Source organism: Aneurinibacillus migulanus, assembly GCF_001274715.1.
GTDB classification, from domain to species: domain Bacteria; phylum Bacillota; class Bacilli; order Aneurinibacillales; family Aneurinibacillaceae; genus Aneurinibacillus; species Aneurinibacillus migulanus.
Map to the genome: position 1 here is coordinate 4,848,099 of NZ_LGUG01000004.1, position 12,856 is coordinate 4,860,954.

General features: G+C 44.8%; 14 protein-coding genes. 6 read left to right on the plus strand and 8 right to left on the minus strand.

Features of this window, described 5'->3' with window-relative positions; genetic code table 11:
- Positions 1 to 3: 3 nt before the first annotated feature.
- The gene (locus AF333_RS25225) at positions 4 to 1,647 is read left to right on the plus strand and encodes a response regulator (RefSeq protein ID WP_043068161.1); all 1,644 of its coding nucleotides are present in this window, start codon (positions 4 to 6) and stop codon (positions 1,645 to 1,647) included.
- A gap of 177 nt (positions 1,648 to 1,824) precedes the next feature.
- On the opposite strand, the gene purU is transcribed toward AF333_RS25225, so the two are convergent.
- Both purU and folE read right to left on the minus strand, forming a co-directional pair.
- A complete protein-coding gene (purU, locus tag AF333_RS25230) occupies positions 1,825 to 2,718 on the minus strand; it encodes a formyltetrahydrofolate deformylase (protein WP_043068162.1) in 894 nt (297 codons plus the stop codon).
- 239 nt (positions 2,719 to 2,957) lie between these two features.
- Positions 2,958 to 3,551 (minus strand): GTP cyclohydrolase I FolE, encoded by a 594-nt coding sequence (folE, locus tag AF333_RS25235; RefSeq protein WP_173585742.1) that lies wholly within the window; start codon positions 3,549 to 3,551, stop codon positions 2,958 to 2,960.
- 212 nt (positions 3,552 to 3,763) lie between these two features.
- On the opposite strand from folE, the gene AF333_RS25240 reads away from it, so the two are divergent.
- Positions 3,764 to 4,084, plus strand: a complete 321-nt coding sequence (locus tag AF333_RS25240; RefSeq protein ID WP_043068164.1) for a hypothetical protein — start codon at positions 3,764 to 3,766, stop codon at positions 4,082 to 4,084.
- Between the two features lie 45 nt (positions 4,085 to 4,129).
- On the opposite strand, the gene AF333_RS25245 is transcribed toward AF333_RS25240, so the two are convergent.
- Positions 4,130 to 4,981, minus strand: coding sequence for a Cof-type HAD-IIB family hydrolase (locus AF333_RS25245; RefSeq protein ID WP_080787934.1), 852 nt, complete (start codon positions 4,979 to 4,981; stop codon positions 4,130 to 4,132).
- 104 nt (positions 4,982 to 5,085) lie between these two features.
- On the opposite strand from AF333_RS25245, the gene AF333_RS25250 reads away from it, so the two are divergent.
- The 3 genes from AF333_RS25250 (at position 5,086) to AF333_RS25260 (ending at position 7,728) form a co-directional block, all read left to right on the plus strand.
- Complete coding sequence (locus AF333_RS25250) at positions 5,086 to 6,861, plus strand: UbiD family decarboxylase (RefSeq protein WP_043068166.1); 1,776 nt, start codon at positions 5,086 to 5,088, stop codon at positions 6,859 to 6,861.
- A gap of 139 nt (positions 6,862 to 7,000) precedes the next feature.
- Positions 7,001 to 7,441 carry a hypothetical protein gene (locus AF333_RS25255; RefSeq protein WP_043068167.1) on the plus strand — a complete coding sequence of 147 codons (441 nt, stop codon included), beginning with the start codon at positions 7,001 to 7,003 and terminating at the stop codon, positions 7,439 to 7,441.
- Positions 7,429 to 7,728 carry a YxcD family protein gene (locus tag AF333_RS25260; protein WP_043068168.1) on the plus strand — a complete coding sequence of 100 codons (300 nt, stop codon included), beginning with the start codon at positions 7,429 to 7,431 and terminating at the stop codon, positions 7,726 to 7,728. Before AF333_RS25255 ends, AF333_RS25260 begins: the two co-directional genes overlap by 13 nt.
- Positions 7,729 to 7,785: 57 nt before the next feature.
- On the opposite strand, the gene AF333_RS25265 is transcribed toward AF333_RS25260, so the two are convergent.
- From AF333_RS25265 to AF333_RS25280, 5 genes are all read right to left on the minus strand, one after another.
- Positions 7,786 to 8,568 (minus strand): ATP-binding cassette domain-containing protein, encoded by a 783-nt coding sequence (locus AF333_RS25265; protein WP_043068169.1) that lies wholly within the window; start codon positions 8,566 to 8,568, stop codon positions 7,786 to 7,788.
- A gap of 10 nt (positions 8,569 to 8,578) precedes the next feature.
- Positions 8,579 to 9,352, minus strand: a complete 774-nt coding sequence (gene ssuC, locus AF333_RS25270) for an aliphatic sulfonate ABC transporter permease SsuC (RefSeq protein WP_407638668.1) — start codon at positions 9,350 to 9,352, stop codon at positions 8,579 to 8,581.
- Positions 9,353 to 9,378: 26 nt separating this feature from the next.
- Complete coding sequence (locus AF333_RS25275; RefSeq protein ID WP_307723419.1) at positions 9,379 to 10,227, minus strand: aliphatic sulfonate ABC transporter substrate-binding protein; 849 nt, start codon at positions 10,225 to 10,227, stop codon at positions 9,379 to 9,381.
- An 18-nt stretch (positions 10,228 to 10,245) separates the two neighbouring features.
- A complete protein-coding gene (locus AF333_RS37245) occupies positions 10,246 to 10,401 on the minus strand; it encodes a hypothetical protein (RefSeq protein ID WP_307723418.1) in 156 nt (51 codons plus the stop codon).
- A 317-nt stretch (positions 10,402 to 10,718) separates the two neighbouring features.
- Positions 10,719 to 11,738, minus strand: coding sequence for a DUF294 nucleotidyltransferase-like domain-containing protein (locus AF333_RS25280; RefSeq protein ID WP_052812349.1), 1,020 nt, complete (start codon positions 11,736 to 11,738; stop codon positions 10,719 to 10,721).
- 203 nt (positions 11,739 to 11,941) lie between these two features.
- Here AF333_RS25280 and AF333_RS25285 point away from each other — a divergent pair, with 203 nt between their 5' ends.
- Positions 11,942 to 12,856: a phosphatase PAP2 family protein gene (locus tag AF333_RS25285; protein ID WP_052520530.1), complete on the plus strand. Its 915-nt coding sequence runs from the start codon at positions 11,942 to 11,944 to the stop codon at positions 12,854 to 12,856.

Below are 12,856 nucleotides of genomic sequence, written 5' to 3' on the forward strand. Positions count from 1 at the left end.
CGTATGGCAAAAGAGTCGATCGAGCAAATTTTCCGTAAGAAATACTATGCGCAACTTTCCGAAGTAAGCGCCCGGTTGACCCAAACAGAACGACTGCAGATGAATATGACATGGCGTCAAGAGATCTATCAGATCCTTCATAGTTTAAAAGGGACGGCAGGAACACTCGGATACCATCCACTTAGCCATATAGCGGAAACAGGGCTGCTAATGTTTACTGATAGTACGAATTGCACCCTTCCGAATTATATGGTTTCACCTTTATATACGCTTATACACGAAGCGATGGACCAACTCCGTTCTACGGAGCGCGCTTTCGTAAGTGAGGACATTATTCAGGAGCTACAGGCGTTCAACAAGGAGGACGAAAAACCAAAGCGCATCCTTATTATCGATGATGATGAGGTATTGCTTGCTTCCATCTACCAGATACTCTCTCTAGCAGGCTTTGATGTAGAGGTGCTTTCTGATGCACGAAGCGGTTTGGAAGAGATGCTGAATAAGCAGCCGGACTGTATCATACTAGACGTAATGATGCCGGAGCTAAACGGTTTCAGTGTAATGCAGCGTATCCGTAGCGATGCACAGCGACAGTTTACCCCAGTATTATTCCTGACGGCAAAATCTAATATTGAAGACAAATATAAAGGATTCCAACTCGGTGCGGATGAATACCTTACCAAGCCATTCCAATTTGAAGAGCTGATGTTACGTATTAAAACATTAATCTCCCGGGTAGAGAAATACCGTTCCCTCTCTATGAAGGATTCGCTAACCGGTCTTTATAATCGTCGCTATCTTATCGAGCGGTTGCAGGAGCTATTTGTCGCCCATGCCCGCAAACCGCAGGACATTGCACTTGCGATTATGGATTTGGACTATTTCAAATGGGTAAACGATACGTACGGTCACCCGTGCGGTGATGCTGTACTCAAAAGCTTTGCATCGTTCCTGCAAGCTAAGCTGCGGGATTCCGATATTATTACACGCTATGGCGGCGAAGAGTTTATCGTTGTCATGCCAGGGACAACTGCTGAACAAGCGCGCGACACCTTGAACCGTGTACGAGAAGAATTCGGTCGTCATGAGATTCAATGTGAGGATGCCCGGATTTTCCAGACGTTTAGCGGAGGCATTGCCCAGCTAGGCAATGAAGGCGAAGATATCCCGAAACTTATCCAGCATGCTGATCAAGCGCTGTATCTTGCCAAATTCAACGGCCGTAACCGCCTCTGCCTCGCTTCGGAAGTGGAAGCAGCGGGCGAAGAAGCGAGGCACAAAAAAGTGCTAATCGCCGATGATGATATAGTCGTTCATTCCATTTTGCAGCATCAATTAGAAGATACGGGCTGGGAGCTGTATTTCGCCCAGGATGGTTACGAGGTGCTGGAGCTGGTGGACAATATGACGCCAGATATGTTTATTCTTGATGGCTTCATGCTACAGATGAATGGACTGGAGACGTGCCAGGCCCTTCGCAAACAGCCCCGCTTCGCCAAAACACCAATCATTATGTTGACGGGCCGCAGCGGCGAAGAAGAGGTGGCCCAGGCACTCGATAGCGGTGTGGATGATTATATCGTGAAGCCGTTCTCTCCTATTGAACTGAAAGCACGGATGAACCGGTTGTTTGTGCGTACCAAATAAAAGATTACTCAGTAAGTCTTATTCGTGCTTTTCTGTAAGCAAATCTTACTGTTCAGCATAGTTTCAGAAGAAAATAGATATCGCTTTCTTATTCAATAAAAAAGAACCTGTCAACTCCCCCCTCAAAAGATTGTGGTGTTTGACAGGTTCTTTTAATTGTATATGTGCGCCTATGGTCTATGTGAATACAACTGTTTTATTTTTATCGACGAGAATACGATCTTCAATGTGCCATTTTACTGCCCGGGCAAGCACAATTCGTTCGATATGACGACCTTCTTTTTTCAGTTCTCCTACATTATCTCGATGGCTGACACGACTCACATCCTGCTCAATAATAGGCCCAGCATCAAGCTCCTCGGTAACATAGTGAGCGGTTGCACCAATAATTTTCACTCCGCGTTTATGGGCCTGATCATACGGCTTACCGCCGATAAATGCCGGCAAAAAGGAATGATGAATATTAATTACACGGTTACGGTAATGTTCTACCAGATACGGCGATAGAATCTGCATATAACGTGCCAGCACAATGAAATCTACATTTCCTTCCATTAACTCGCGTTGCTTCCGCTCTACTTCTGCCTTCGTCTCCGCTGTTACCGGCAGGTGATAGAACGGAATGCCAAGCGATTCCACCAGGTCCCGCGAATCTTCATGATTACTGATAACCATTGTAATCTCTGCATTTAAATCACCCGCTTGCCAATTCCACAGCAACTCACGCAGGCAGTGATCTTCTTTGGATACAAAAATCACCATTTTTTTTGGTCGACTTGCAAGGGTAATCTTCCAATTCATCTCGAATTCGTCTGCAACCGAAGCAAACGCCCGACGTAATTCATCAATGCTATCTTCTATGCCTTCCTTGAAGAATTCGATCCGCATGAAAAACATGCCGCCTTCCGGATCCTGTGTATATTGGTCGGATTGCATAATATTTGCGCCGTTTTCGAATAAAAATTTTGATACGGACGCAACAATTCCTGGACGATCCGGACATGCAATCAGCATGCGGCCGACTCCCCGATATTTTTCCTGGAATATTGTTTTTACTTGTTGTGCCACCATCTCTTTCTAGCCTCCACAATATATGTACAATGTTATTTTGCCTATTATACCGTATTCCGGCCGTACAGCAAACCAAAAGCAAAGAAATCGTGCTTCTTTTCACAAAAGCAGGACTATTTTTTTCGGTTTCTGATAAACCTCTTTCCCTCTTTCACATCCATTCCATTATGCACTTTAAAGGAAAGCGTAACACATAAGAAAAAGGGAGAGATAAATCCCCCCTTTTTCTTGTAGACGTCTTATTCTTTTTCTAGTAAACGGAAGAATCTCTGCTCTTGAACACCGTTGTCTTTATCAAAAATCCCACGGCGTGCAATCGTTCTCGTCTTACTGCCCGGTTTTCTTACGCCACGCATGCTCATGCACATGTGCTCGGCTTCGATAACGGCAATAACTCCAATCGGCTCAATCACCTGCTCGATCGTATCCACAATTTGGTTCGTGATTCGCTCCTGAACCTGTGGACGACGCGCCAGGATTTCCACGAGGCGGGCAAATTTGCTTAATCCGACAATCCGGCCGTTTGGAATATATCCAATATGCACCTTTCCAAAGAAAGGAACAAAATGATGTTCGCATACACTATGGAATGGAATATCTTGAACGATAACGATATCGTTCGTGCCTTCAGCTGGGAATGTTTTTCCAAGAACCTCTGCTGGGTCTTCATTCAGACCGCTAAAGATCTCCCGGTACATCTTGGCGATACGCTTCGGCGTCTCCTTCAACCCTTCACGTTCCGGGTCCTCGCCGATCAAATGAATAATATCATAAAAGTGTTTTTCAATCGGATCGGTAAATGTTGTACTGGACTTAACTGCTTCTGCGCGCATGGCGTTCATCTCCTTGACTTATATATAGAACAGATTGAGCAGTGCCAGCGTCTGTTCTTCATAGAAACAACGTATAGTATTTGTCTAGGAATTGCAAGCGAAAATGTTCTATTCCACTGTAGAAACAGGTACAATAGTAAGAAAAACTCCTGAGGTTTGGCAATGCCTCGCGATTTTTCTTTGCTTACAAAAGGAAAGAGAGGAAACACGCTATGCTACGAATTACACCAGCCGCACGCAAAGAAGCAGCGACAAAACTGAAAACACCACAGCGTCTGTCCATTCTCGGTATTCTGGAAGGCGGTTGCGGATTTACGATGCGCTTCTCCCTTATTCAGGGAGATATCCCTAGCTCCTCGTTTAATTGCATTCAGGAGGATGGTATCATATACTGCCTGGATACATACATTACGGAAATGTATCCAGAAGCATTCACACTCGACTATGTCGAAAATCAAGGATTTCGTTTATATACGGATAGTCAATACATGGCAACCCACTTGAAAATCCTTGATTCCGTCGAACAGGTATAAGCGAAAATGCCACGGCCCGTGAATAACGGATCGTGGCATTTCCATTCACGCTCTTTGTTTATTCCGCAGGACAAGACACTCTAATGCCTCCGCTACTCCACTTTCATTATTGGATGCAACTACCATGTCAGCCTGCTGCTTGACATCCTGCGGCGCATTTCCGACTGCTACACCCATGCCCGCCATCGTAATCATATCCAGATCGTTGTAGTAATTGCCGATTGCAATCGTTTCACTCAGTGGAACTTTCAAGTAGCTTGCCAAATTGCTCAACGCGGCACCTTTGGATGTAGCCCGGTCAATAATATCAATATAGGAAGGTCCGCTGCGCAGCGTTCGTACTGGAAGATTCATCGCCGCAAGTTCCTCATATGCTTTGTTTAACTGGTCGTCTGTACCGAACAGCGTAAATTTTACAAGCTTGTCTTCTACACTAAGTGCATCTTCCACAAGTTTTGGTTCTGCCAGATACTTAGCATACATGGCCCGCACATCTTCCCTGTCCAAACTCTCCGTATACATATCAAGCGCAGTACAAAAGTCCGTATGAATGTTTTCTTTACGGCAATAACTCAAAACATTCTTTAATGAATGGATGGAAAATCCCGCTTCATTTAAAATCTCTTTCGTTTTGGAGTGAGAGGTAACGGCACCGTTATGGCAGATGAAATATCCGTCGATACCAATTTCCTCAAGCAACGGTGTTACGCTGAGGGGAGCGCGCCCTGAGCATAGCACGATGCGGACGCCCTCTTCTTCCACCGCACGCAACGCTTTTTTGTTCTCTTCAGTAATTTTATATTCGTCGTTTAACAATGTGCCATCTATATCAATAGCAGCTAATTTATACGTCATATATTCTCCTCTCCATCCGATATTGTTCTTTAGTTTAATCATACCATATGTGTTTTATCGGTTCGTAACGGCAAATGCATGACGAAAATGAACAAACCATGTACAATAGCAATGGAGAATATTATGAGGCAAGGAGAACGCATTATATGCATAGCAATTTGCGAACTTTTATCGAAACGTTACGAAAAGAACAAGACCTCGCCGTAATCGACGCGCCCGTTGACCCGAACCTGGAGCTTCCAGAAATTCACCGCCGCGTTATCGATGAAGGGGGACCGGCCCTTCTATTTACCAATCCGAAAGGCAGCTCTTTCCCGGTTATTACAAATCTGTTTGGTACCGAGCGGCGAGTAGAATTGGCTTTTGGCCCCCGTCCGGAGAACCTGGTCAATCAGCTTGTTGGCGCGATGGATCAATTGCTCCCGCCCAAGCTCGGTACATTGTGGCAATACCGTGCGCCTCTGCTCGATGTAGCGAAAACCGGACTCCGCAACGTAGGAAATGGCAAAGCACCTGTGCTGGAACTACAGGAAGACGATGTTGATTTGCATAAACTCCCCGTACTAACCGGGTGGCAGCTCGACGGGGGTCCATTCTTCACTCTTCCGCTTGTCTATACGGAACACCCGGAGACTAAAGAACACAATCTGGGAATGTATCGGATGCAAGTGCAAGAGAAAAATCGTACAGGCATGCACTGGCAGATTCAAAAAGGTGGCGGATTTCACCATCACGAAGCGGAGCTTCGCAACCAGGCGTTGCCTGTAACCGTATTTCTTGGCGGCCCTCCGGCATTGACCATTTCAGCTATCGCACCGCTGCCTGAAATGCTGCCAGAATTAATTTTCACATCGTTTCTGATGGGAGATAAGCTGGACGTTACACAAATCGGCAACCATGCACACAAACTGATTGCCCAAGCAGAATTTGCATTCTGTGGCGAAGTACCGCCGCATGTACGACATCCAGAAGGACCGTTCGGTGACCACTATGGATACTATTCCTGGACGCATGATTTTCCGATATTCAACATCCAAAAGATGTACCGTCGCAAGGACGCTATCTACCCTGCAACAGTTGTAGGTAAGCCACGCCAGGAGGATTATTTTATCGGAGAATACTTGCAGCGCCTGCTATCCCCAATGTTCCCGGTGGTAATGCCTGGCGTTAAAAGCTTGTGGACGTACGGAGAAACGGGCTTTCACTCACTTGCGGGTGCCATCGTACGGGAAAGCTACTATCGCGAAGCCATGGCACATGCGTTCCGCATCATGGGCGAGGGCCAGTTAACGCTGACCAAATTCCTCATGCTGACTGACGTACCATGTGATCTTTCTAATTTCCCACGTTTCCTTGAAACGATCCTTGCACGCTTCAATCCGCAACGTGATCTACTCATCGTGCATGATACATCGATGGATACACTGGATTACACGGGACGTAAGTTCAATCATGGCAGTAAGGCTATTATGCTAGGCATTGGCGAAGCCATTCGCGAGCTTGCACGCGAATATCATGGAGGGCCACTGCCGGGTATCGACAAGGTAAAAGCGTACTGCGGTGGTTGTCTAGTTATTTCAGGAAAAGGCTTTGCCGAAGACGAGAAATTAGCTGCGACGCTTATTGAGCATGCACAACGCCAGCTGGCAGACTGGCCACTTATCTTCCTAGTAGATAATGCAGACGATATTGTAGATCAAACAACCTTCTTATGGACTACGTTTACCCGGTTCGATCCGGCACATGATGTATATGCCAAAACGAACCTGAGACAAAATAAAGTTCAATTCGACGGTCCTATCGTTATCGACGCACGCATGAAGCCATTCTATCCAGATGAACTCGTACCACGCGATGATATTGTTGAACAGGTAGACCGCCGCTGGAAAGAATATTTCCCTCATGTCGGGAGCATGAAATAAATGAAGTAAACGATGGCATCCGGAACGTTTTTTACTTTCGGATGTCGTCATTTTTCCTATAAAAATTTTTGAAACCTTTTTAAAGCCATTCCGTATAGAATATACGTATTAAGATTTTAGAGAGGGGTTTACAAAAAACATGAAAAAGTTTCTCATGCTGTTTATGGCTGTCGCATTAGTATTTAGCGCAGGTGCTTTTGTAAATGTAGACCATGCGGATGCCAAAGGAAAAAAATCATATAATTCCGGCACGAAAAACTTCCAGCCTGGAAGTAACCAGAATTCTAATATCTCCAAGGACTCTAATTCCGGCGTAAATAGCCCTACTAAGAATACAGCACCTACTAAGAACACAGCTACTCCGTCTAAAAGCGGCGGCTTAATGAAAGGTCTGCTGTTCGGTGGTCTTGCTGGTCTTATGCTCGGCGGATTGCTTGGCAACCTGGGTGGTCTTGGCGCGTTTCTCGGTCTGTTAATTAATGTTCTATTCGTTGTCGTCATTATCGCTGTAATCCGTAAACTATATGTTGCATATAAAACGAAGCAAAAAGAAAAGGAATCTCATGTATGGAAAAACTAAAGTTATCGGAACAGGATATCGTCAATGCGTTATGTCTGTACATTGCCGATAAGAAACAAATCAATCCAAGTGACATCGGCATTGAGCTGATGTGGGATGAAGAGTATGGATTTTCTGCGTCGGCTGCAGAAAATGGCCGGTCACAAATACTCATCCAAGCTAATATGATTGAAGCGATTCGATTCTGGCTCCAACATGAGCTGAACCGCGATCCATTCGCAGCTAGCCTGGAACTGGAACTTGATGACGATGAAGGCATTATCGCGTTTGCGACCTATCATAGATAAGAATGTAAGCAGCCATCTTTTCCGGTTCAATATCCGAAAAGATGGCTGCTTTTCATTCTAGATAGAAAAACTTTTATGACGATGCATAATTTGGTCTAACACTTCTTTCTCCAGAGAAGCAAATTGAGGATCAGTGTGACGACGCGGTCGGGGGATACGATTATATAAATCCATTGCTATTCCCCCCGCCTCTAATAAAATAATACGGTCGGCCAACCGAACTGCTTCACTCACGTCATGGGTGACAAGCAAAGTTGTAAATTTTTGCTCTAACCACAATTTTTCAATCAGCTGCTGCATTTCCAAACGGGTTAAAGCATCCAAAGCGCTTAAAGGCTCATCTAAAAGTAAAAGCTTTGGGCTACGGATTAATGCCCTGGCCAAGGCAACACGCTGTCTTTGTCCACCAGATAGAACAGAAGGCCACTCTTGCTTTCTATCTGCCAAATCTACCTGGGCAAGTGACCACTCAGCCCGTTTTAGCCAATCACCTTTTAATCCGATGCCTACGTTGTCAATCACGCTTTTCCATGGAAGCAGCCGTGCATCTTGAAACATGACGGTTGTCTCGTGATGAATTCCTCTTACTTCCTCTCCATCGAGCGAAACGTTGCCGGATGTAGGATGCTCCAATCCTGCGACTAAACGAAGTAACGTACTTTTTCCGCTGCCGCTCCGCCCGACCACGGCAATAAACTCACCCGGCTGTACTTGTAAATCCAATCTTTTAAGTACTTGTTTACCGTCAAACGTTTTTTTGACGTGCTGCAATCGAATATATGCGCCCTTTTGATAAGTTGATATCGGTTCATCGGATAAAATAAGTGGACTTTCCAACATTCTCCCTCCATTACGCTTCTTTATAGGTATCATTCCAACGCAGCACTTTCTTTTCCAAACTTTTAGCAATTACATCCGCTAGCTTGCCTAATAGCGCATACACAATAATGCTGAGAATAATAATGTCAGCATGCATGAATTCACGGGCATTCATTGCAAGAAACCCAATTCCTTCATTCGTAGGTATAGTTTCCGCTACAATCAGTGTCAGCCACATAACCCCAAGCGCATAGCGTAATCCGACGAAGATAGACGGCAAGGCACCGGGAAGAATTACGTCGCGAAACAAAGGCCAGGTTCCAAGACCATACACTTTTCCCATTTCGATTAAATCCTTGTTTATGCTTCTGATACCATGAAATGTATTGATATAGACAGGAAATAACACACCCAACGCCACCAGAAAAATTTTTGCCCCTTCATCAACACCCATCCAAAGAATGACCAGCGGAACCAGGGCAAGATGCGGAATGTTACGTATCATTTGGATGGTTGTATCTAATAACCGATAAGACGTAGTAAATAACGCATTGCTAATTCCCAAAATAAAACCAATCGCGCCACCTACAAGAAAACCAATGGCGGCCCGCCATAAACTTATTTTCATATGGAACAACAATTTGCCGCTAACCAACAGCTCCCAGGTTGATTTTAATACATCCAACGGCGGAGGGAAAAGACGGCTCGATACCGTTTGTAGAGAAGCTGCGACCTGCCAGCCAATAAGAATACTAAGCGGAAGTAGCCAAGGAAGCAGATATACGGTAAAAGTATTTTGTTTCAATGTTATTCTTCCTTTCTGTTTTCTCATCATTTCTTGGCAAGATTAGGTGTCCATGGAGCGTCTTGTGGCATAAGATCGCCAACGTTAATGGCTCTGTCAATCAATCCAATCCGGTGATAGGTATCCGCCAACTGCTGCTGCGCCTTAATGGTTTCAGTGTCTATCTTTCTTACTCCATATGTACGACGGTTAACAGCTATTTCAATCGCTTTCCGATCAATTCCAAGCGTCTCTGAAAGAAGTTGTACAACGTCTGGCTTGTTCTTATTAGCCCACTGGTCTGACTTATCAGTCTCTTCTAAAATTATTTTAATCAAGTCAGGGTGTTCAGCAGCGAATGTCTTATTCGCCATATAGAAAGTGGGATTTGGCGTGTACCCTTTTCCATCTGTCAGCGTAATGGGTTGCAAATCGGCCTGAATAGTTGCAAAAAAAGGATCCCACGAACCTAGTGCGTCAACCTGCTTTGTTTCAAACATTGCACGCATCTGCGAAGCATCTTTAGGATATACCCATTTCACATCTTCCAACTTTAATCCGGCCCGCTCAATCGCCAGAACAGCTAAATAATGATGGTTTCCACCCTTGCCTACGCCAAGCGTCTTTCCCTTTAAGTCTTTCAACGTCCGGATTCCTGCATCTTTACGCGCCATAATGCCGATTCCTTCCGGGTTGGGCAAGTCGCTGCCCACATAAACAAAGGGCTGGTCGCCCGCCTGCGCAAATACACCAGAGCCATCGGCCGCGTGTCCATAATCAATGCTTCCTGTACTTAGTGCTTCCATGACAAGATTACCACCGGCAAACAATTTCCATTCTACCGAAATACCTTTCTCTTTCAGGCGCTCTTCCAGGTTCCCTTTTACTTTTAAAATGTTAAGCGTGTTTCCTTTCTAATAGCCAATCCGCACGACCTTTTTTTCTTCTGCTTCCGCAGATTCGGAACTGCCGACCGACTTCTCCCCGCAACCGGTAATGATGAATACAAATATCAACAATATAGCCATCCATGCTCCCCATCTTCTGTTCCGTTTTATGAATGTATCCATAAGATTTCCCTCCTTGATTTCTGCCGCAATAGTGAGTTTCAACTGATAACACACTGCGCTTTTCATAACCTCACTAATAGTTCCTTCCGTTCCTCTGATTGTCTTTTCTAAAAAAAAAAGACATCATTCTCCTTATGAAGAAACGATGTCTCTGGTTGACCAGTCGACAATATCAGTTAAATACAATTATACAACTTAAATTACTTGGTTTTATTGGTAAGAATAGTAACAATTTTCGTTTTCTCTGTCAATACTTACGCAGAGGCTATTACCTGTCACTGAATCTCTAGTGCCAGGCAATAGCCGACCTATTTTATTTATATTATTTCAGCTAAACGATTCTGCTGACACTTCAAAAAATACAACATATTCTTCCATTCCCGCATTCTCCCCCGGCTCCAGCTTTTTGTGTCCACATAATTGTGCTGTTCCCTTCCTAACTCATAAAGTCCAGTATGATGCCGTAATCGAACATCAAGGAAGCATGCCAGTACACTGAGCCATCGTTCATAGTCTGACATGGATAACATGCCGCTTTGGTATAATGCTCCTAATCTTCCCTTCGTCTCTACGGCATCAAGGTTGTGGGCAATTGCCATAATTCGCACCGAATTCACCAGTTGATAGTACCCCCCCTCTTTCACATCATACTTGCCGGCATGCTCTCCCCACCGCTCATAATGAAGATTGTAAAATACGCCAAGCGGAATATTATGTACAAGAGAATGTTGAACAAATCGGCGCTGCAAGTCCTTCTGCTCGTACAACTGGTCATACATCCAACTTTTTAATCGTTGACACAATGCCCACTCACCATACACGGCACGCATGTCTGCAAGTATAAGCAAGTACCTGATTTCATCCAACCCCCGCGCTTCTATCCATGTACGTATTACCTGTTGCCACTCCAATACACTATGACGCCAACGCTGATTGGATGACATGACATTGCCCGAACAAAGCGGATACCCGACCAATTTTAGCTCGTACGAAATACGCTGGCTAAATAATGTGAAATAATTGTGGAGAGCGGAGGTGTATTCCTCATTCGTCTGGTCGCTATCCGCCTCTCCATATACCATTCCATGGTCCTGGTCGTTACCAATGGTGCGCTCACTCCGTCCCCCACTACCAAGCTCAAACCAGCAATACGGCACCGGAGGCATGCCATAGCCAGCTTCGTTCATCCACTGCTCTGCGTGTTGTATGGCTTTTCGGCATAATTTGTCGTGCAGAAGGTTCAACGTATGGTATTTCTCAAAGATAGGAAGAGAAGATCCCGCTACTTTTACAACCTCTATTTCCAGCATACGCTTTATTTCCTCGCATGAGTTCATATCCATCATCCTTTTGTATCACACTTACTGACATCATAGTATAATGAGGCGCCAATAAACGCGAGATACGTCAGATAACGTACCATAAAAAATACGTTTTACTTGGTGATGTATCGTTTTTTCAAAATGTATAGTAGTAGCCAAGACTTTTGAGTATAATGAGGAGTAAAACGAATAGATGAGAAACAAGAGGTGTGTACATATTGCAACGTGTTATGTCTGTGCTGCAAAGCGTTGGCGACTATCCAAAGGTGCGTCGGGCGCTGTTTATTATACTGTTTATATGCTTTGGTGCCATCGTGTGGAATATCTCCACTGTCGAGAATTGGATTATCTTTAACTGGCTGTTTCTGGGGCTTCTTCTCCTCGATTTCAACCAAGATCAAAAAGACGTACCCTGGCTCTCTTTTCTTCCGAAAGGCGTCTTTTTGTTATTCATTTTATATTTTATTTACCGAAATGCGCCGCACATCTGGTATGTGCTCGCCTCCTATGAAAAGAACCATGTTAACCACTGGTTCAACTGGAATGAACTATTCCGCAGCATTCCGTTTAATGATGCCGCTCTCTTCCGCGTCTACCAGCCGGAATGGTTTACCATTTTCTTGCGTTGGGTGTATGGATACGGCTTCTCACTCGCACTCTGGGTAGCGGTTATTCGCAGCTTTCTAACAAGAGATGCGGCTAAAATGCTGCGTTACGTCCTGTCCAGTCATACATTTCAACTTCCGATTATCGTACCGTTTTATGCGACTATCTTGCTACAGGAAGTATGGTACGTACTCGGCCATCCTGACGGTATGGCGCGCAATTTTACACCTGAGCAAGCAGCAGTATGGTCATTGAACTGCTTTCCAAGTATGCATACATCCGTATCATTCGCAATTCTGCTACTTGCACTACGGGAGAAGGGAAAGATTTTCCGTCGCTCCATGGTTACATACTGCTCACTGGTTATTTTCTCTACAATGTACCTGGAAATTCACTGGATTATCGATGTTATCGCTGGTATGGTGCTGGGGTACGCAACCGTTAAACTTGTAGATAAGCTATATGAAAAACTGGAAAAGCGGATGGAAAAGAAACAACTTCAAGCGCAAGTCCGTACCTCTGAATAA

Bases quoted from the DNA above. Each gene is read 5' to 3' on its own strand.
- AF333_RS25225 (WP_043068161.1), top strand. From the start codon at position 4: ATGGCAAAAGAGTCGATCGAGCAAATTTTCCGTAAGAAATACTATGCG.
- purU (WP_043068162.1), bottom strand. From the start codon at position 2,718: ATGGTGGCACAACAAGTAAAAACAATATTCCAGGAAAAATATCGGGGA.
- folE (WP_173585742.1), bottom strand. From the start codon at position 3,551: ATGCGCGCAGAAGCAGTTAAGTCCAGTACAACATTTACCGATCCGATT.
- AF333_RS25240 (WP_043068164.1), top strand. From the start codon at position 3,764: ATGCTACGAATTACACCAGCCGCACGCAAAGAAGCAGCGACAAAACTG.
- AF333_RS25245 (WP_080787934.1), bottom strand. From the start codon at position 4,981: ATGATTAAACTAAAGAACAATATCGGATGGAGAGGAGAATATATGACG.
- AF333_RS25250 (WP_043068166.1), top strand. From the start codon at position 5,086: ATGCATAGCAATTTGCGAACTTTTATCGAAACGTTACGAAAAGAACAA.
- AF333_RS25255 (WP_043068167.1), top strand. From the start codon at position 7,001: ATGAAAAAGTTTCTCATGCTGTTTATGGCTGTCGCATTAGTATTTAGC.
- AF333_RS25260 (WP_043068168.1), top strand. From the start codon at position 7,429: ATGGAAAAACTAAAGTTATCGGAACAGGATATCGTCAATGCGTTATGT.
- AF333_RS25265 (WP_043068169.1), bottom strand. From the start codon at position 8,568: ATGTTGGAAAGTCCACTTATTTTATCCGATGAACCGATATCAACTTAT.
- AF333_RS37245 (WP_307723418.1), bottom strand. From the start codon at position 10,401: ATGGATACATTCATAAAACGGAACAGAAGATGGGGAGCATGGATGGCT.
- AF333_RS25280 (WP_052812349.1), bottom strand. From the start codon at position 11,738: ATGAACTCATGCGAGGAAATAAAGCGTATGCTGGAAATAGAGGTTGTA.